A 19,396-nucleotide genomic window follows, 5' to 3' on the forward strand; every position below is an offset into this window, starting at 1 on the left:
AGGACAGGCGGATATTGCAATATTTTTACTGAAATTTCAATATGTTGATTTTAACTTTGCGTTGATTTTGTAGATGTTTTTTCACTGAACCAGGATGGAACCTGGCGTTATGCTTTGTTATAATGAGGCGGTTTTGCTCAATGAAGTAAAGGCATTGGGGGTATTGTCCAAAGCCGCGAAAGTCGCAAAAATAAATGCCGCCCACGCCCGTGAGTTGATTAGAGAAATGAACAGGACATTTTCTCGGCCAGTCGTTTATTTCACAGGTGATGCATCGGATTCCGACATGGTCATGTTATCTGGATTTGGAGAAAAAATCGTGAATGCATATTGGCTGAAATTCGAACCGATATGGTTGGATATTATTGATGAACGGTGCAGGCATATCAAGACTTAGTGGATCGTTTCAAATTGCACAGGGAAACGATAATGGCGCGGAAAACAATGCGAGCACCGCTGGCACTCTCCGATGACAACAACAAGAAATTCCTTTCCGAACTTTCAGGCGCAATGACGCCATCGGCACGAGAAGTAAGCAGGGGTGCAGGCTATCGATCTGACGATGCCTGACCTGTCGTCGGCTTCTGTGAAAGATTTTTTTCCGGTAATCCCCGGCGAAGCCGGGGATTATGAGCGAAAGTCAACGGTTGGCTGAGTCGTGAATGGTTTGCGTAGACGCCATGAGAGATGACGACATGGATGGAGGAGGGGGGAGTCCTTGAGATGATGAATCTGTTGCGCACGCAGTTTTTTGAACGGCACCAGATCGGTTCACATCACCGGCTTCACCGATGGCGAACTCACTGCTTATGCAGGCCATCCAAGCGACTGCATGATTTTGCCTTCACGGTCCACAAGACAACATTCATAATCCGGACGGGCATTGATGAAATGCATGCCGTCCTTTGGTTCCATGACAAAGACGGCAGTGGAGAGAATATCGGCATCCATCGCCGTGGGCGCAGTGACGGTGACACTGGTTGACTGGAGCGGTGAGTGACCGCTCTTACCGTTGACAATATGATGAAATAACCGTTCCCGGTCGTAGTAGATCTCATAATTGCCCGAGGTGGAGACGGCACCTTCCCTTAGGCTGATCATACCAGGATATTCCTTTTTCTTGTTCGGGTCTTGAATAGCCACCGTCCATGCCGCGCCCTTGGCAGCATTGCCGCCCACCGTGATCTCACCTCCGGTATTGACCATATAATTCACGATCCCGTTCTCAGCGAGAACCCGTGCCGCGCGATCGGCAATATAACCGGGGGCGACGCCATCCAAGGTAATTCCCATCCCGGAATCAGGGAGAATAATGGAGCCGTTCGCAAAACGCAGGCGCTCGGCACCAATCCGGCCAATGACGGTTTCGATCTCTGTTTCGCTGGGCTGTCTCCCCGCCGCGAAATGGTTCTGATACAGGTCGACCAGCGGCTTGACGGTAATGTCGAAAGCACCGTTTGTTGCTCGATGGAAATAAAGGGAGCGTCCAAGAACCTCCGAGAGTTCTGGCCCCAGATGGTTGAGTCGGTTTTCGGCGTTGAGTTCGCAAACCGGTGACTGGTTGCCGTACCGTGTGAAAAGGGCACAGAGGCGGTCAACCTCGGCAAAGGCGAGGCCGAGCGCGTTTTCTGCCTGGTCGCGGGAGTCATGGATGACGGTCATGTCAACAAAGGTACCCATAGCCGTTCGGGTCTGGGAGACCTTGTACTCGTTTTTGCGGAAGAGAACGCTTTCGGCCTTCTCCATCGACAGCAATGCCGCCGAGGTCACGCCCAAACCAAGCAGGCCGGAGAGTTTTAAAAAGGAGCGTCGTTTGTGATCGTAAGAAGAAGAGAAGATTTTCATGGCTATTCCATTCGTTGGATTTTATTAACCGGCCATTTTCAAGCCATTGTCGATTGATCGGGATATGGTCTGCCGTCCCTGAAAGGGGCGGAAGATCTGCCGGGGGCACTTGCTGACGCAGACCTCCTCGCACGAAGGGCCGTAGGCTATGCATGTCTTGTGATCAATGACAATCCGGTTGTCGGTATAGGAAACCGCTTGTGCCGGGCAAGCCTTGACGCAGAGTTTGCATCCGATGCAACCGACCGCGCAAACGGCCTTCACGTCCTTGCCCAAGTCTTGTGATGAACAGGGCACAGTCACCCGCGCCTTTAACGTCTGTAATTCGATGATTTTTTTGGGGCAGGTACGGACACAGACGCCGCAGCTGACGCACTTGTCGGGATTGATGACCGGGAAATTGTCCACCATGGTAATGGCGTCAAAGGGACAGGCATCGGCACATTCGCCCAACCCTATACAAGCATACCGGCATTGAGACGGCCCGCCAAAACCGAGATTGGCGGCGGTGCAGGAACGAAAACCGATGTAATGATGCTTGTGACTCACCCGGCCTTCAACACGGGAACACCGCGCGACCGCCATCTGATCTTCAACCTCGACCATTTTTTTACCGGTCAGATTCGCCACCACGGCGGCAACAGCCTCTTTCCCGGGAAAACAGAGATTGGGGGGGACATCGGGGTTGGTGACAACAGCGATCGCATACCCTTCGCAACCGGGGTAGCCGCAACCGCCGCATTGGGCCAGCGGCAGGGAATGCAGCACCTTGTCTATCAGGGGATTCGTTTCCACGGCAAATTTATGGGCGGCTATGGCCAGGCCGACACCGAAGAACAGGCCGATGCAGCCAAGAAGAACCAGACCGCTCAAGGCTATTTTCACTAATTGCGGATCCATCACACCACTCTTTTCACTGTCTGTTTATTTTTGATCGGCTGGCCTGTCAGAACAACTGCAGCCCGGAGAACCCGAGAAAGGCCATGGCGAATTGCCCGGCCACGAGAAAAGCGATAGGCAGCCCTTTGAAGGTCGGGGGGATCTTGGCGATTTCCAGCCGCTCACGGACCGAACTCATCAGGTACAGCGCCAGCAGAAAACCGCCACCAGCCCCCAGGGCCAGCATAAAGGTCTCGAAATAATTGTAGTTGAGACTGGACATGACCAGTGGCACGGCGATGATGATGCAGTTGGCGATGACGAGGACCAAATAGACGCCGAAGGAATTAAAGAGGACCGGATTGACCTTGCGCAAGATCGTATCCACCGCCTGGACCGTGAGCGATACCAGTCCGATAAAAACGACGATCTGCAGGAAACTGAGGTTGAAGGGAATGAGGATGAACTTGAAAAACAACCAGCTCATACTGGCCGATACCACCATGACGATGGTAAACACCACCCCCATTCCCTTGGCCGTTGCCTTGCGTTTGGAGGTACCGAAAAAGACGCAGAGTCCCAGATATTTGGTGAAAACAAAGTTGTTGATCAGCAGCGCGGCGATGAGGATCGAAAACAAGGAGCCGAGGTAGGATTTCGATACCTTGAAGCTGAGGCCCTCTGCGCCTGCCGAACCTTGCATCGAAACCACATGGGTCTTGGTGGTGTTGAGCGGTTGGGCGAAGGTCAGCAGCACCGTCCGGCCGTCGGAATCGACCGAGGCGGAGAGGAGTTGGAGTTTGATATCGGGATCGTTCTCTTCGTAGACGGTATAATTGGCTTCATTGGTTGCTCGGGTTTTGTCAACCGGGGCGGAGAAGGTCACCTCCATCGTGGCCGCATCGGCAAAGGTGGCGCGGTCAACGAGGTCTGCCGCCTGCAACCATGCCGGCAACAACAGCAACGCCAACAGAAAGATTGTCGGTACAACGCGCGATCTGTTCATGCTTGTGTCCTTTTTTTCCGTTTGTAGACCACTTCGACCCAGTTGAAAAAGGCCATCATCAGACCGACGACAAAAAAACCGGCACTGGGGAGAATAAAGAACAGCAGGGGTTTGAACCCGAGCACATCATGGCCGAGCACAGCGCCGGACCCGAGCAGTTCGCGGACAAAGCCGATCACCACCATGCCCACCATGAAGCCCAGGCCCATGCCCACCGCGTCCCAGAAACTGTCTCCGACCCTTTCCTTGCAGGCGAACATCTCCAACCGCATGGTGATGATGGCGAAGGCGACGATCAGCTTGATGAAAATACCCATCTTGGCGTAGGCCCCGGGCAGATAGGCCGCCATGGCCAAGTCGATGACCGTTACCCAGGTTGCGATGGTCAGGGTATAGGACGGAATACGAATCCTCGGATGGATATGATTCTTGAACAGTGCAATGGTGACGCTGGAGAAAACCTGAACCAGCAGCACGGCGGCTCCCAGCATCAAGCCGTTCATCACCGTGGTGGAAATGCCCACGGCCGGACACATTGAAAGGGCCAGCCTGAATATGGGATTTTCGCTGAGAATACCCCGGCCGAGGAGTTCCCAGGTCGTTTTTGTGTTCGATGGATGCGTTGACACCTCAGCTCCTCCGTAATGGGTTAGAACGAAACGGCAATCTTCTGCTCTTCGAGCACCCGGTCAAGAACGTCGAGACGATAGGCACACTTCGTGACCAACCCCTTGACGCCATCGGTCAGCATCCGCGAGGAGATGGTCGCCCCGGTCAGGGCATAGATGTTCTTTGCCCTGTACTGTCCCATGATCCTGGCCGCATCTTCCTCGGTCACCTGAGCTTCCAGCGCTTGCCGATATTGTTCGGGCAACGGCTCCTTGACGACCTGCAGCCCTTTGAGCACATCAAAGGAACGCCCCTTGAACTGATTCTTGAAATAGTTTTTTTCGATCTCGGCCCCAAGTCCAGGGTCTTCCTCGTGTTCGAGCACTTCCAAACCCAGCATCGCATACTGTGGATCAAGTGCCAGCATCACGTTGATGAAGGTCTTGAACCCGGGAAATTTCCCTCCCAGGAGGTAGGCAACGCGCTTGCCGCTATCGGTCACCACAATGGTATGATCGGCGAAGCGGAGTCCCTTGCCCGGGCCGATGGCTTCCATGACGGCCCGGTCGCGGGTTTCCTTTTCCCGGCTCTGATCGCCGTCGAGCCGGGTCGGCTGCTGGCTGACCATTTTGCCGTCGAGGTCCAGGAGCACCAGGGTATATTCGGTTTTTCCCTCTCTGCCGGTGGGGAGCAAATAGCCGATGTGCTGCCGGCCCTGATCGGTGATGACATAGCGGTAAATCTGATGCAGCGCCAGGGTAGGGGGCACGGGCTTGCGTGCACCATAGCCCAACAGGCCGTACATGGTTTTTTCTTCGCGGACATGTTCGTTGTGTTTCTTGGCCTTGTCCGTGACGATGAACGCCGCACCCATCACCGCCGCCGCCATCAGGCAGGAGACGGTGAGGCGGAAGACGATGGTCAGGATATCTTTCATTGGCCACCTCCAGCAGGGGGCGCAAACCGCTTGGGTTTGAACCAGCCGTCCAGTACCGTGCTGATCGGATTCATCAGGAGGATGGCATAGCAGATGCCCTCGGGATAGCCGCCCTTGAGCCGGATCAGCACGGTCAGGGCACCGATGCCCATGCCGTACAGGAGTTGGGAGGTTTTATTGGTCGGCGAGGTGACATAGTCAGTGGCCATGTAGATCGCACCGAGGATGGCGCCACCGGAGAGTACGGCCAGCAGCGGATCGCCGGTAAACAGGGTTTTACCGCCAAAGATCCAGGTCAGCACGGCAATGGTCGCCAGGATGGAGACTGGGATATGCCAGGTGATGTAGCGTTTGTAGAGGAGAAAGAGTCCGCCCGACACCAACAGCAGCCCGGAGGTCTCGCCGATGCAGCCAGGACGCCAGCCGAGGAAAAAGGAGCCATACAGGCTGGAGCCGGAACCGAAGGCCTGGATGAAGCCGGCCATGCCCTGCGCCTTCATGACCGCAAGCGGGGTCGCGGCGGAAACGGTGTCGGCACCGGTACCGATATGGCTGAAAACGGCCATGCCATCCAGCGGTTGCAGCCAGGAAGTCGTCATGGCCACCGGGAAGGTGGCCAGTAAAAAGGCCCGACCCATCAGCGCCGGATTGAAGATGTTGTAGCCAATGCCGCCCAGCAGATGCTTGGCGATATAGATGGCCATCACCGCGCCCAAGACCGGCAGCAGGTACGAAACCCCAGGGGGAATGATAAAGGCCAGCAGCACCCCGGTCAGGGCGGCACTGCCGTCTCTGACCGTTACCGGTCGGCCGAGCAGTTTTTGGCTCACCATCTCCACCGCCATGCAGCTGATAACCGAAACCGCGGTGATGAGCAGGGTCTGGATGCCAAAAATAAAGACCGACACAACCAAGGAGGGCATGAGGCAGGACACCACGGTCCACATGATTTTTTCAACCGATTCATTGCTTTTTACGTGCGGCGAAACGGAAACAATCCAGTTCGGCTGCGCGGCAATTGACAGGTTGTCAGGCGCTTGCGTTTCGATGACGATACTCCTTCAGAACGATGTTACTGATGATTCCGCGTGGGGGATGACCTCACCCACGAACCTTTTTTCCGACATGCTCCCCTTGCAGGACACCTGCCGCGGGTCGCTCGACGCATTTGGCGGGGAGCTACCTCTTGGCCCTCATCTTGGCCAAGCGGACGAACTGCACCAGCGGACGCTTGGCCGGGCAGATGTAGGCGCAGCTTCCGCATTCGAAACAATCGAAAACACCGAATTGAGCCGTGTCCTCGGCCCGGTCGGCCTCGACGTACACGCCGATTTCCTTGGGCTCCAATCCCATGGGGCAGGCGTCGAGGCACCATCCGCAGCGGATGCACTGGGAATGGGGCCGGTTGTCGATCTCCCGTTCCGTGAGAAACAACACCGAGGAGGTGGTCTTGGTCACCGGAACGTCCAGGCTGGAGACGGCAAAGCCCATCATCGGCCCGCCCATGACCACCTTGACCACTTCCGATTTGATTCCTCCAAGATGGCGAACAATATCACTGACCCGCGTGCCGATCTTGACAAGCAGATTGGCCGGTCTAGCGATACCGCCGCCGCTGATGGTGACCACTTTCTCGCAGAACGGCTTGTTGAGCGCCACCGCCTCGTAGATCGCCCGGGCGGTGGCCACGTTATGGACAACGACCCCCACCGCCGAGGGCAGGGACATCGAGGGCACCTTACGGCCCGTCAATGCCTGGATGAGCTGTTTTTCGGATCCTTGCGGATACTTGATCCGCAACGTCTCCACCGATATTGAGCATCCCTGGGAACTGGCCTCACGCGCGGCCTTGTCCATTGCCGCGATGGCATCGGGCTTGTTGTTTTCAATGCCGATCCGGCAGGTGGTGATGCCGAGGATCTTGAGGATGATTTTTGCCCCCTCGATAATCTCTTGGGGATGTTCGAGCATCTGCCGATGATCGGCGGTGATGTAGGGCTCGCATTCCGCGCCATTCAGAAGCAAGGTGTCGACGGCGGCGTCAGCCGGGGGCTTGAGTTTGACGTGGGAGGGAAAACCGGCGCCGCCAATGCCGATGATACCGGCATCGTGCACCTTGGCCAGCAGTTCCTCCGCGCTGAGTCGCTGCCAGGGGTGCGGATCGAAGCTGACCGAAACGGCGGTATGATCGGTGGCGATGGTGATGGATGGCACCTTGACCCGCAACGGATGGGCCGACATACCGATATCCTTGATCAATCCGGCGACCGGCGCATGCAATGGAACGCCGAGCCCCTTGGCCACCTCGCCGATTCGCGCGCCCTCGATGACCGATTCGCGTTTTTTCACCGTTGGAGCGCAGGGCGCGCCGATATGCTGCCCCAGAATAATCTCCAGTTCATCCGGTACCGGCATGCGTTCGATGACAAGTGTTGCGGTCAGGTCCTTTGACTCCGGCGGATGCACACCGCCTTTGGGAAAGGTCAATAAGGAATTCATAAATTATGCACACTGAAAACGGAAATATTTGCGGCCAATTCTGCATATATGCTCTGGAAAGGACCGCCGAACACGGTGGATTGCAACGGCGACGATAATGGTCAGGCCATGCCGCCAAACTGTTTCATAAACTGAATGCGCTCAAAGGCGGCGGGGTTGCCGACCGGACGATGGCTGAGGGCACCGCGGAAGTCTGCGAGACGTTCATACCCTCTCTCGTTCATCCAGGATTCCAGTTCCTTGAGCATCCGGGTCAGTTGCCCGGCACCGTTCTTATACAATGTCGAAACAACCTGGACGGCAGCGGCACCGGCCAGAATCTGCTTGATCAGGCCGGAACCGTCATGCACTCCGGTGGAGGCCGCGAAATCCCGTTCGATTCGGGCTGAGAGCAAGGCGATCCAGCGCAGGGGTTCGATCATGTCTCCGGCGGTGCTGAACATATCGGCCTGTGTGACCTGCATCTGTTCCAGTGCAATATCCGGTCGGTAATGGCGGTTGAAGAGAACGAAGCCCGCGACCTTGCCGGTCCAGCTCAGTCGGCTGATCAGATTGGCAAGGGCCGGTGCATACGGGCTCATTTTAAGCGCGACGGGGATGGAAATAAGGTCGCTCACCTGATGGACAATATCGAAATACTGCTTTTCGATGGCTGCACAGGTCAGATTCGGGTCACTCGGCAGGAAGGAAATATTGAGTTCAATCGCCGCTGCACCGGCTTTTTGCACCGAAGCGGCAAATGCCATCCATTCCTTGGCGGACAGGCAGTTGATGCTGGCGATTATGGGGATGTCGACCGCGTTTTTGGCTGCGGCGATGAGGTCGAGGTATTCATCGAGGGCGCTGGTCCGCGTATACCCACGGATGTAATCAAAAGCTTCCGGGTAATCCGCCTGGTACTGATCGAGATTGTGAGCGAATTCCGCCGCGATCTGTTCCTCGAACAGCGACTTGAGTACAACGGCACCGGCACCGTTTTCGGCAAAGCTCTGAATCGATTCGACGGTATTGGTGAGGCCGCAACTCCCCACAATGAGTGGAGTTCGAAGTGGCAGCCCGAGATAGGAGGTGGACAGATCTCTCATGTTGTTTCACCGGATGTTGGCCACGTCTGCGGCTCTGGACGATGAACGCCCGCGACAATTTGCCCAGATTCCACGGCACGACGGTGGAGACGACAGCGATTCCTCCCGACGACTCCGATAATGCGGTCTGGCGTACTGGCGACAGGCAATTGTGGGAGCAAACAATGCATGGCGGGCAATATGGGGGTTCATCATTTCAACTTGATGCCTCTCAATGCAGTTCGGCCTTTGGGGCTGGCATCGCCGAATCAACAAAAGCTTGCTGTCCCTCTTGCCCGCGCCCAATAATCATTTCGCCAGCCTCGGCAATAGCGAACGAAGGGGTGTGTTTGCAGGGCAATTTATATTTTATTAAATATAACGAGTCAACAATAAAATTTGAGTTTTTTTTGCATTTGTTTTGATTTTTTTGATGATAAGATGAAGCCTCGTTTATATGAGAATGGAATCCTCTCGGGGAATAAGGACCACTTCGTAACGCCCGATTGTTCGCGGTCACGATGAGCTCCTTGGCCGGTGGCATGTTTTTTGGGGAATTCGAATTGTTAAAAATAACGATGAATTAAAATGATGGCATGTGGTGGCGTGATGGCAAGATTACAGCGAATAATAAAATGATCCGGAAGTGATTGGATGAGATGGAGCGGGGTGGTTGGAGCAGGTGGAGAAAGCGCTTGCCTCCAGGGAAGTGGTCGCCTGGAGATCGAAGATTCATTGATTGGCGTGAATGGTCTCTAAGGCGCTGTTCGATGGCCGCTGTTCGTTGCTCGTGGTCGGTATCTTTTGGGCACAGCTTCTCCGCGATCCCCTTGCCGTCCAGGCCCGATTCTCATTGCCCCCTGTACTGGCCATTCCCTCGCTGTCGTTTAATGATCGCGCCCACCGCATCGGTGGCAGCTGTTTGTCGGCCACGCCACTTCGCCCGTATCTTCTTGTACAGCCTCGATCAGGGACACCGCGGCATGGACAGATGCCGCGCCAGCCTTGGTAATCTTGCTCAGGATGGATGGCGGGGTCGATTGTTGTGCCACCTCTGCCATTGTCGGTCTGCGATGCCACCGCCGATGCGTCAGCGGCGCCGACAGCCGACCTCGGCAACGCTCAACCCTCCATTGACAACCAACAGCACCGCTTTCTCTTCTCGCGTGCGACTGTCTCGGCATTCGTTCCGTGGGCAGTCCTCGTTGCCTCACCGGCCAGCAGATTGGTGCCCATTATTTCCACACAGCCTTCCCCGGGACACTCTGCGCCGGAGAGGAGAGAAAATTTTGTCTGGCGGCCGCTCTTGTTTTCCTGTCCGCCGGCGGCGTGCTCACTATTGGCCGCTATACATCTGCAGCTGCGCCATGAGAAAATCAACGAAGGCCTTGTTGGCGTGGGAAAGATAGGCCCCCTTTTTCCAGGCCATCATCAGGTCGAGATGGAGCGGTGGATCAAAGGAGACGGTACAGAGCTCGTGATCGTCCTCGGCCACCATTCTCAGGAGGGTGGCAACACCCAAGCCACGCTTGACCAGGGATTTGACCAGGGAGAAAAGATTGGTTTCAAAAACCACATGGGGTTGCACATCAGCACTTTCGTGGAAGAGTTCCAGAAGCATTTCCCGCTGGTAATAGCCCTGTTTGAACATGATCAGGGGTTGGGTGGCGAACTCCTGGATGGTGACCGACCTCCTCAGGGTAAAGGGATGACCGGCAGGAACGCAGGCCACCACCTCTTCGCGCAGGACGTGCCGGACCTCCAAGTTATCCGGTACGTGTCCTCCGGCAATGACGCCCATGTCCAACTCGCCCTGGTTGATTTTCCGTTGAATGCTGCCCGCCCCTTCCCCCGACACCGCCAACTGTAAATGGGGGTACAGCCTCTTGAATTCGTGGATGATGGCCGGGAAGAAATAGGTGCTCATCATCGGCGGGATGCCCAGGCGCACCTCTCCTTTCTGCAACCCCTTCAAGTCTGCCATTTCCAGGCTTGCCGCCTTGAGATCCTCCATGATACGCTTGGCGTGGATAAGGAAAACTTCCCCTTCCGCGGTCAGGGACACCTGCCGGTTGCGACGGTTGAACAGAACTGATTCCAGTTCTTCCTCCAGCTTCTGGATGGCCATGCTCACGGCAGGTTGGGCGATATTGAGTGTTTCCGCTGCCTTGGTGAAATTTTTGTGCCGGGCGATTTCGATGAAGAATTTCAGCTGTCGGATATCCATGGAAGTGTGGAATAATATATGGTTATCGAATAGATAATTTTTATATATTTTATTTATAAAAGATGGGGGAGTATATTCAAGCGCAAATGAAATCAATGCCCGTGGAGACGGGTCGCGCACCATGAACAGTCCACGCATTCAAAGCGGTTCCATCGCATTCCGCAAGGTGAACCTGGCGCTTTTCGCCGCTGGCTTCGTCACTTTCATCACCCTCTACGACGTGCAGCCGCTGCTGCCCGAATTCGCGCGCGAATTCGGGATTCGTCCCGCCTGGGCCAGCCTGCCGCTTTCGGCCGCCAGCTTCACTCTGGCGATGGCCATGCTTCTTGCCGGGACCCTGTCGGAAACCCTCGGCCGCAAGCCGGTGATGATGTGTTCTCTTTTCCTGACTTCGATCCTGGCGCTGCTGACCGCGTTCAGCCATTCATTCTCGTCTCTGGTGCTGCTGCGCTTTGTTCAGGGGATCGTGCTCGCCGGCCTACCGCCGGTGGCAATGGCGTATCTGAGCGAAGAAATCGAACCCGCCACCGTCGGCACGGCCATGGGCCTTTACATCAGCGGCAATGCCATCGGCGGCATGTCGGGACGGCTCTTTACCGCCACAGTGACCGATTATTTTTCCTGGCACATTGCCCTGGGACTGGTGGGGGTGATCTCCCTAATGCTCAGCATCTATTTCGCCTGTAGTCTTCCCCCCTCGACCCACTTCCGCAACCGACCATTCGAGAATCGCTATCTTTTGACCTCCGTGCTGCAGCAGCTGCGCGATCCCAGCCTTCTCTGCCTGTATGGCATTTCCTTCATGGTGATGGGCAGTTTCGTCACCGTGTTCAACTACATCACCTTCCGGCTGCTCGGCGAAGAGTACGGATTGAGCCAGACCATGGTCAGCCTGATCTTTCTTACCTATCTGCTGGGAGCGTATAGCTCTTCCTCGGTGAGCAAGCTGGTCAACCGTTTTGGCCGTTTTTTCGCCATTCGGGCCTGCGTAGTGGTCATGTTCGCCGGTATTGCCATAACCCTGGCGAGACCGCTGCCTCTGGTGATTGCGGGAATCGCAGTGTTTACCTGCGGTTTTTTCGGCGCGCACACCATCGCTTCGACATGGGTGGGCCGGCATGCCAGAACCGCCAAGGCTCAGGCCGCGGCACTCTATCTCTTTTTCTACTATCTCGGCGCCAGTATTTCCGGTACGGTCGGCGGGTTTTGCTGGGCAGGGGTCGGTTGGCAGGGGGTTGTGGGCTTCATCAGTCTGCTGTTAGTCACAGCGCTATGCCTCACCTTGGTGTTGGCCCGCCTTTTCATCGAGCCGAAGGAAGCTGCGCTTCCGGTCCGGAATCAAGCCCGGGGCGGCAATGGATAGATCGCGAGGTTGCTGGCCGCATGTGCGAAACATCGCACCGAGTGAGGAGAAGAGGAGGAACGGAATTATTGGGTGGCTTGGAGCAAACGGCTACCTACCTTTCATGCGGCGGGCCGGCAGATTGACGAGAGAGTTCTTGGGACAGAACGAGAAAGGCCCTCCATCGAATCAACTCGACGGAGGGCCTTATACGTTTGGAACCTTACAACCAAACGGAATTCAATATATCTTAAAAAAAATAACGTTCAAGCAAAATCTTCTCCGCCACAAAAATTGACGGAGAAAATGGGATTCGGTTACAGGTGGGGTTGTTCTTTTTTATGACGAGTTGAACAGTTGGTCGGTTCAGGTTTGTTTTTTTTGTGGCACTCCTGGCATTGGACATGAGCAGCTTTTTTGAAGGTGTCGACTCTGCTCCGGCATCCCGGCTTTGCTGTTGTGGCAACTTTCACACGTTTCTATCTGCGGGGGCCTTGTCTTCCGCTTTCCCCTCTTCGTGGAGAAGCATCACTCCCGAAAGCAAAACACGTGCAGCCCCAATCGCCTTTCCTTACATCGTCTGCTCTTTTTTTCTCTTTCGAAACTACGGCAAGTTAATGGGTGCTGCGCTCTGCGATCATTGGTTGCTCCTGTTGGTCACTGGTGTTTGTGCACGCGAAAAGATTGATGTTTTCCTGCTGTTAGTTGGCATGCAGGAGGACGGCAAAACTGTTGAACGCCACCCAGACGGTTTTGCCGACCTTAAGGCCAAGGGTTGCTGCGTAATGGGCGGAGTGGAGGGAATGGACGTTCGTGCCGCCACCAATGTGGACAATACATTCCAAGGAAACTCGGCCACGGGTTATACCGACGATCTCTCCGGAAAAACAGTTGTCGACGCTGCTGGTGGCGTAGGGATTGCGCCCCTGCAGATTGACCGAATGCGCTTTGACCTCAGCGGTTACCATTCTGCCGGGCCTGAGTCCCAACCGTTCCGCACTGTCATTGGTGACCATGGCGCTGATGGGATGACCGGCATCGGTGAGCAGATTGATTTGCGCCTGAAGTGTATCGTGGTGTACTTCTACAATATTTCCGAAAAAACAGTTTCTTTCTGTTGTCGTGCCGGCAAGTTCCCATGCGGATGACGACTGGGCTGTTTGCCGCGTTGCCGCAACGGTAGGCGATCTCCGATCCCAGGACAGGTCTGGCAGGGAACACCCCAAAAGGTGCTCGATCTCCCGTTGCGGGGTGTCCTTGCGCAGTAACTCCATAACCCGAGCCCAACGGATCATTTCCGGGCAACTCAGTTCCTTGGGAAAGCCGCAGGCCTCGGCGCGCTCGGAAAATTTATGACGGACAACTGAAGGGTTGAGCGACCGAAGATCGGTCAAGAGTTCGCGGAGATCCGGGTTCTCCAAAGCTGTCTGGATCTCCTGGGCGATATGTCCGGCAAGAAGAACGTTCCGCGCCGAATATCCGGGAATATCGGGATTGCGAAAGAAGACCGCGCTATCGACAAGATCCGTAATCAGGTTGAGCGAGAGTACTTCGTGCAGGGCGGCGCCGGTATAGCGGATGAGGAGAAAAACGATCAGGATGCGGTGCCGTTCCAGACGGACCTCGTAGCGATTGGTGAGTCTTCCCCACTGCCGGAACGACCATTCCAGTTGAATCAATTGCAGCGGATCCAGGCAGGGATCGGGAATCCGGTATCTGCCCACGGCATTTCGGCTCTGATCCGTGCTGGAGATGGAGAGGAGGGGGGTAGCGGTTGTTGTCATCGCTCAAGCATCATCTTTCTGGTCTGAAAGGAAATCATTGCGTTCCTTGAAAAGAATGAGGGGCAGTTCATGAAATGTCCATTCCAGCGAATCCGGCGTCCGGACGGGTGATTGCTGCGCCGGAGTAAATTTTCCTACATTCAAGCAGGCGGCTGACCATCGGTTCGAGGTGGTTCCGGGGCGGAATGCAATTGATCTCACCTCGTTCGGTTTTCCGGTATTGCAGGATCCGGAGCCGGCTGCCGCCACGCGGAGGGAATCGTCCCTTTCGTTTACCTCGTCAAACGGTTGAGATGGGATGCGTAAGAGGGAGGCGGCCTGTTGCACACTCTGCTTCGACACCCCCGGCCTCCCATGCATCGACGTCCGTTGACATCCTGTTGATTGTCTATTTGCCCCCTTCCTCTATGCGCATTGCCTTGGATGTGGTGAACCATTTCTGCGCATTCCCCGAATCATCCTTACGGCCATAAGGCAAATACCACAGTTCGACATCAATGGTGAAATCGTTGGCAATGATGTCCCTTACAGTTTTTCCGTCTTTCTGCTTTTCGGTATAAACAGGAATTGAAAATTCTTCCTTGATGGTTTTATGCGGCGGAATGCTTGTATCACGCAACAATCCGCTTTTTTCATAGGGTCCCCGGCCCATTTTATCGCCTCGTCCCATTTGCTGGGGGATAGGCATGAAGATTTTTTCTTCTGAATAAAATTCCTTACCATCTTTCGTTTTCGCGGTCACATACAGTGCCACCCGGTTGGGGGTCGGTCAGCCGTCGGGAATGGCGTGTCCGGCTTTGTTGGTCAATGCCACCGTGACCTGTGCCGCCGGTGTCATCGTCGAAACGTCACGCCACTGAAATGCTTTTGCCTCAACATCGACATCCAAGGCCATCTTGGCCATTTCCGGTGAGCGATAACTCTGGATGTTGTGGCCTAGTTTGCTCTTTTCCATGTGGCATTCCTGGCATGTTGCCTGGCCGCCTTCAGGGATGTATGCAAACAGGTGGGATCCGTACAGTGTGGCGCATTGGGTTGGGTTTTCGAGTTCGAAGTTAGGTCCTAACCCATGACATTGCCCGCATTGAATGGACTCCTTCATGATTTTGCTTTGTTTCAGAAATGGATGTTTGTCATCCATGTGCACATCGTCTTTGGTCCCATAAACAGCGTCTTTCTGAGGGGTCCCATCTGTCCACTTGTGGACGATGGCGTTACGGTTATGGCACACCATGCAGCCGATGTTGAGTGACTGCAATGCCTTCTTGGCCTCCAAGTTGTCAGGATCGTCTACAAACGCATACACATTTTTTACAATTTCTTGCGCAACACTGTCCTCGGCTTCCTGGAGTTGGGGGAGGTGGCACTTGGCACAGATCATGAGATGCTTCACCCCGACATCTTCAGGTTTTTTCACGCCAGAGAAGGCCCATTCTTTCAGTCCGTTTTCAATGGTCGTTTTTAGGGTGGCGGCTGTTCTGCCCACCTTGTCAGGCCCGAAAATCGAACGGGCATGAAGTGATTTTTCCCACGCATCATAGACTTCCATATGGCAATCCATACATGGGGCAGAGTCGTACCGGGCCGCCAATTCCGCAATTGTTTGAGCTTTTTTTTCTTCGGTAATTCCTATGAGTTCTTGAGCGTGGCCGTTGTCTTTGGGCAGATTTTCATTTGCAAGGGTAAGCGATGAATCAAACAGAAGAGTAATCATTGCCAATGAAAATATTTTCTTATTGATACTCATCCTTTCTCCTGATACGCAAAAATATTGTTGACCCAATCTGTTACAAATTTTCTTCGCAAGAAATGCTGTCGTAAAGAAAAGTATGACTGCATTTAATACACTTGTTCATATATTGTGGCAAACTTCACAGGTAGCGTATTCTTTGCCTTGCTTGCGATGGCATGCCAAGCAGAGTCTATGACTTGCCCGTTTCAAGGTCGCGACTTTTTCGGGGAGAGTCATTCTGCTGTTGTGGCACGTTTCACATTTTTCAATGTTCTGCCCCGCGACATACTTGATCTTCTTGCCGTCGGCTCCTTTACCGTGATGGCAACCGTCACACTCCAGCCATTGGTGCGCCCGATGAGGCAGGTAAGCCGGTTTGGCCACTTTTTCCGTATCAATCGTGGATTGGATGATGACAAAATCTGGACCCCGGTTGTCCCCGTTGCTCTTGCCGTTTTCGGCGAAAACTACATGTGTTGCGCCGCTGACAAAGAATAAAACGAGTAAAAACGGGTAAACAAATAGGTGCCACATACTTTTTTCCGGAATTAAGACGTTCGTGCGGTGGCAATTATTGATGCAACCTTTCAGCAGGCGGCCCGGGAATGATCAATTTTTCCACTTGACTGGTCCGCGCCGATTTCCAACCACTGACCTTAATACATTGTTTCGTTATATTTTATGCAATATATTGATGTCAATAAAAAACAGCCTCCGACGGCAGGTCGCCAGAAAGAAAAAAACGGCAAGATGGTTAGATGTGTTCGTGTTCGATCCGGTCCCGAAACCGAGCGACGTCCGGAAAAAATTGCCGATGGCCTGCGTGCCGGCATCGGTCAGCCAGGCGCCGCCGCGCCGGCCACCGGCCTGTTTTTCAACCAGCGGCGAGGGCGCGACAGGATATTCATGTCCTCGACCAAGGTACCAGGCGTGGTTGAAGCTCATCTGCATTGATTTGGCGGCAGCGGAGACCGGGCCGTACTCGCCGATACGTTCGAGCAGGACGATCCGGCCCCATGAAAGATAGGTTCGCCCCTCGTTCTTGATCCAGAGGCGTCAATCGTCAGCACCTATGGTCGAGAGGGGAATATCTCTTCCATTGTGCAAGAAATACTGAAATTATTTTGGGTGAGCAATTACAATGTCGAGGCACCTTGTGCCGGGCACTCCCCGTTATGCATCCGCTACCCGTCCGGAGAACGACAGGACGGTCAACGCCCCCTTGCCTCGCCCAAACCCCTGGCCTGGCCAGGAACAAGCCGGTGACGATTGATCTGTTGCTTTTTCCTGGATGGATTGGATGCCGAGGGTTTTCCCTCTTCACCGAAACAGCCGGGCGTCCCTTTTTTTGGTGTCGTAATTTGTTAATATTTCTTTATTGTTGAGAGAGGTGGGTTCTTGTTGTGTTACATGTTCATCCTCGCCCTCGCTGTTCTGAAGATTGCCTGGTTTTGTGTATGCGCGGTCCGGTCCGGGTTGCCTTTCCGGCTGAACTGGTTATTATATTGGGCCAAAACTATTGGTATCATCAATTCACCAAGGAGAAGGCAGCAATGCAGACACAGATTGGAACCCGCGATATCACCTTGGCGCAAGCACGACAGCAGGCGTCGACCGTCTTTCTGGCCAAGGTCTTCAACTGGATGGCCATCGGCCTCACCGTAACCGGCGTCGTCGCCTATTTTGTCGCCGCCTCGGGAATGGTGCGCGCTCTGATCGCCAGCCCGGTCTTTTTCATCCTGGTGCTGGTCGAACTCGGATTGGTCTTTTTTCTTTCCGCCAGGATCGAACGGATGCAACCGGGCACGGCCACCGGGCTTTTTGTCGGTTATTCGGTCCTGAACGGCGTAACCCTGTCGACCATTTTTCTCGCCTACACCCATGCCTCCATTGCCGCCACTTTCCTGGTGACCGCCGGCATGTTTGCGGCCATGGCGGTCTACGGCATGGTCACCAAGCGCGACCTCTCCGGTCTCGGTTCGTTCATGTTCATGGGCCTGATCGGCATTCTGCTGGCCTCGCTGGTCAATCTCTTTTTGAAGAGTTCTTCGCTCCATTGGGCGATTTCCGCCATCGGCGTGCTGGTCTTCGTCGGGTTGACCGCCTATGACGTGCAGAAGATCAAGAATATCGGCGAGGACGGCATTATGACCCAGGGAGAGGCCGCCGTCCGCAAGGGGGCGATTATCGGCGCCTTGGCCCTCTATCTCGATTTCATCAACCTCTTCCTGATGCTGCTGCGCTTTTTCGGTGGCAGCCGCGATTGATAGTTTCGCCTTGTCCAAATCGCAGCCAGGGGGATCGAGTCCATCGATCCCCCTGTTTTTGCTGAAGGGCCGAGATTGCCGGGGTTTTTTCCTTTTTCTGCTTGACGCTTATCAGTGAACATTATAAGGTCGTTCAATTTTATTGTTTCCGGCCCGTAAGCGGTCCGGAGGAAAAGAGAAGCGCACATATTAGTATGTGTCACTGAACACGTTCTGGGAGGTATTACGCTATGTCTGTTTATGTTGTAGGCCACAAAAGTCCGGATACCGATTCTGTCACCGCCGCCATTGCCTACGCCGAGTTGATGAAGGCCAAAGGTGAGGATTATATTCCCGCCGTATCGGGAAAATTGAATCCCGAATCCGAGATGGTGCTTAAGCAGTTCGGTTTTGCCGCCCCTGAGCTTCTGACCGATGCCACCGGCAAGAAGATCGCCCTGGTCGATCACAGCGATCTGGCTCAGGCTCCGGATAACCTCGGTGCCGGCGAAGTCGTGGCCGTGGTCGATCATCACAAAATCGGTGATGTCACCACCAACCAGCCGATTTTCTTTTGCAACATGCCGGTCGGCTGTACCGGAACCGTGCTCAAGATCCTCTATGATCTGGAAGGCGTCACCGTTCAACCCAAGGTCGCCGGCCTGATGCTGGCCGCCATCCTGAGCGACACCGTCAACTTCAAGTCCCCGACCTGTACCGATGCCGACAAGAAGGCCGTGAAAGAGTTGGCTGCCATCGCCGGCGTCACCGATACCGACGGATTGTTCATGGAGATGCTCAAGGCCAAGAGCGCCGTGGCCGGCGTGCCCGCCATGGAGCTGCTCCATCGCGACTACAAGGATTTCGACATGAAGGGCAAGAAGGTCGGCGTTGGCCAGCTCGAACTCGCTACTCTGGATCAGGTGGCTGACATGCGCGATGCCCTGTACAATGCCATGAAGGATCAGAAGGGCGGGGAGCGTCATTCGGTTCTGCTGATGCTCACCGACGTTGTCAAGGAAGGCACCGACCTGATGGTCCTCTCCGATGATCCGGCCCTGATCGAAGGCGCCTTCGGCAAGAAGCTGTCCGGCAACTGCATGTGGATCGACGGCATGATGAGCCGCAAGAAGCAGACCATTCCGAACCTGCAGAAGGCATTCGGCTGCTGATCGGCCGAAGTTCTCATAAGCTGCATAGATATAGAAAGGCCGCCCTCGGGCGGC

General features: G+C 54.8%; 19 protein-coding genes. 5 read left to right on the forward strand and 14 right to left on the reverse strand.

All coding sequences use genetic code 11. The features are described 5' to 3' along the window. Positions 1 to 94: 94 nt before the first annotated feature. Positions 95 to 397 (forward strand): hypothetical protein, encoded by a 303-nt coding sequence (locus Q362_RS0113550; RefSeq protein WP_157470131.1) that lies wholly within the window; start codon positions 95 to 97, stop codon positions 395 to 397. Between the two features lie 410 nt (positions 398 to 807). On the opposite strand, the gene Q362_RS0113555 is transcribed toward Q362_RS0113550, so the two are convergent. The 10 genes from Q362_RS0113555 to Q362_RS0113595 all read right to left on the reverse strand — a co-directional run bounded on the left by Q362_RS0113555 (position 808) and on the right by Q362_RS0113595 (position 11,066). After that, positions 808 to 1,845, reverse strand: coding sequence for an FAD:protein FMN transferase (locus Q362_RS0113555; protein ID WP_028319129.1), 1,038 nt, complete (start codon positions 1,843 to 1,845; stop codon positions 808 to 810). Positions 1,846 to 1,869: 24 nt separating this feature from the next. Beyond that, the gene (gene rnfB / locus Q362_RS0113560) at positions 1,870 to 2,745 is read right to left on the reverse strand and encodes an RnfABCDGE type electron transport complex subunit B (RefSeq protein WP_028319130.1); all 876 of its coding nucleotides are present in this window, start codon (positions 2,743 to 2,745) and stop codon (positions 1,870 to 1,872) included. A 46-nt stretch (positions 2,746 to 2,791) separates the two neighbouring features. Next, positions 2,792 to 3,730 (reverse strand): Rnf-Nqr domain containing protein, encoded by a 939-nt coding sequence (locus Q362_RS22335; protein WP_051554330.1) that lies wholly within the window; start codon positions 3,728 to 3,730, stop codon positions 2,792 to 2,794. After that, a complete protein-coding gene (gene rsxE / locus Q362_RS0113570; protein ID WP_028319132.1) occupies positions 3,727 to 4,359 on the reverse strand; it encodes an electron transport complex subunit RsxE in 633 nt (210 codons plus the stop codon). The genes Q362_RS22335 and rsxE overlap by 4 nt, the downstream gene beginning before the upstream one ends. 20 nt (positions 4,360 to 4,379) lie before the next feature. Further along, positions 4,380 to 5,276 (reverse strand): FMN-binding protein, encoded by an 897-nt coding sequence (locus Q362_RS0113575; RefSeq protein ID WP_028319133.1) that lies wholly within the window; start codon positions 5,274 to 5,276, stop codon positions 4,380 to 4,382. Next, entirely contained in the window at positions 5,273 to 6,331 is a 1,059-nt protein-coding gene (locus Q362_RS0113580; RefSeq protein ID WP_342670241.1) for an RnfABCDGE type electron transport complex subunit D, read from the reverse strand. Before Q362_RS0113580 ends, Q362_RS0113575 begins: the two co-directional genes overlap by 4 nt. 124 nt (positions 6,332 to 6,455) lie before the next feature. Beyond that, positions 6,456 to 7,775 carry an electron transport complex subunit RsxC gene (rsxC, locus tag Q362_RS0113585; RefSeq protein WP_028319135.1) on the reverse strand — a complete coding sequence of 440 codons (1,320 nt, stop codon included), beginning with the start codon at positions 7,773 to 7,775 and terminating at the stop codon, positions 6,456 to 6,458. 101 nt (positions 7,776 to 7,876) lie between these two features. Beyond that, positions 7,877 to 8,860, reverse strand: a complete 984-nt coding sequence (locus tag Q362_RS0113590) for a dihydroorotate dehydrogenase-like protein (protein WP_028319136.1) — start codon at positions 8,858 to 8,860, stop codon at positions 7,877 to 7,879. Between the two features lie 211 nt (positions 8,861 to 9,071). Next, positions 9,072 to 9,359, reverse strand: a complete 288-nt coding sequence (locus Q362_RS23690; RefSeq protein WP_157470133.1) for a hypothetical protein — start codon at positions 9,357 to 9,359, stop codon at positions 9,072 to 9,074. An 816-nt stretch (positions 9,360 to 10,175) separates the two neighbouring features. After that, a complete protein-coding gene (locus Q362_RS0113595; protein WP_028319137.1) occupies positions 10,176 to 11,066 on the reverse strand; it encodes a LysR family transcriptional regulator in 891 nt (296 codons plus the stop codon). A gap of 121 nt (positions 11,067 to 11,187) precedes the next feature. Between Q362_RS0113595 and Q362_RS20700 the strand changes: the two genes are divergently transcribed. Continuing rightward, positions 11,188 to 12,429, forward strand: a complete 1,242-nt coding sequence (locus Q362_RS20700) for an MFS transporter (protein ID WP_051554332.1) — start codon at positions 11,188 to 11,190, stop codon at positions 12,427 to 12,429. Between the two features lie 680 nt (positions 12,430 to 13,109). On the opposite strand, the gene Q362_RS0113605 is transcribed toward Q362_RS20700, so the two are convergent. From Q362_RS0113605 to Q362_RS22910, 4 genes are all read right to left on the reverse strand, one after another. Beyond that, entirely contained in the window at positions 13,110 to 14,132 is a 1,023-nt protein-coding gene (locus Q362_RS0113605; RefSeq protein WP_028319138.1) for a TOBE domain-containing protein, read from the reverse strand. A 63-nt stretch (positions 14,133 to 14,195) separates the two neighbouring features. Then, positions 14,196 to 14,534 (reverse strand): hypothetical protein, encoded by a 339-nt coding sequence (locus Q362_RS24095; protein WP_169737428.1) that lies wholly within the window; start codon positions 14,532 to 14,534, stop codon positions 14,196 to 14,198. A 46-nt stretch (positions 14,535 to 14,580) separates the two neighbouring features. Next, positions 14,581 to 15,939, reverse strand: a complete 1,359-nt coding sequence (gene extKL, locus Q362_RS0113615; protein WP_248595817.1) for a multiheme c-type cytochrome (seleno)protein ExtKL — start codon at positions 15,937 to 15,939, stop codon at positions 14,581 to 14,583. Positions 15,940 to 16,044: 105 nt separating this feature from the next. Beyond that, positions 16,045 to 16,458 (reverse strand): cytochrome c3 family protein, encoded by a 414-nt coding sequence (locus Q362_RS22910; RefSeq protein ID WP_084312731.1) that lies wholly within the window; start codon positions 16,456 to 16,458, stop codon positions 16,045 to 16,047. Positions 16,459 to 16,605: 147 nt separating this feature from the next. Here Q362_RS22910 and Q362_RS24100 point away from each other — a divergent pair, with 147 nt between their 5' ends. The 3 genes from Q362_RS24100 to Q362_RS0113635 all read left to right on the forward strand — a co-directional run bounded on the left by Q362_RS24100 (position 16,606) and on the right by Q362_RS0113635 (position 19,342). Next, a complete protein-coding gene (locus tag Q362_RS24100) occupies positions 16,606 to 16,878 on the forward strand; it encodes a hypothetical protein (RefSeq protein ID WP_169737429.1) in 273 nt (90 codons plus the stop codon). A 599-nt stretch (positions 16,879 to 17,477) separates the two neighbouring features. Further along, a complete protein-coding gene (locus Q362_RS0113630) occupies positions 17,478 to 18,191 on the forward strand; it encodes a Bax inhibitor-1/YccA family protein (protein ID WP_035216793.1) in 714 nt (237 codons plus the stop codon). 230 nt (positions 18,192 to 18,421) lie between these two features. Beyond that, positions 18,422 to 19,342, forward strand: coding sequence for a manganese-dependent inorganic pyrophosphatase (locus tag Q362_RS0113635; protein WP_028319144.1), 921 nt, complete (start codon positions 18,422 to 18,424; stop codon positions 19,340 to 19,342). Positions 19,343 to 19,396: the final 54 nt, after the last annotated feature.

Origin of the sequence: Desulfobulbus elongatus DSM 2908 (genome assembly GCF_000621145.1) — a bacterium.
In the GTDB taxonomy this organism is placed as follows: Bacteria; Desulfobacterota; Desulfobulbia; order Desulfobulbales; family Desulfobulbaceae; genus Desulfobulbus; species Desulfobulbus elongatus.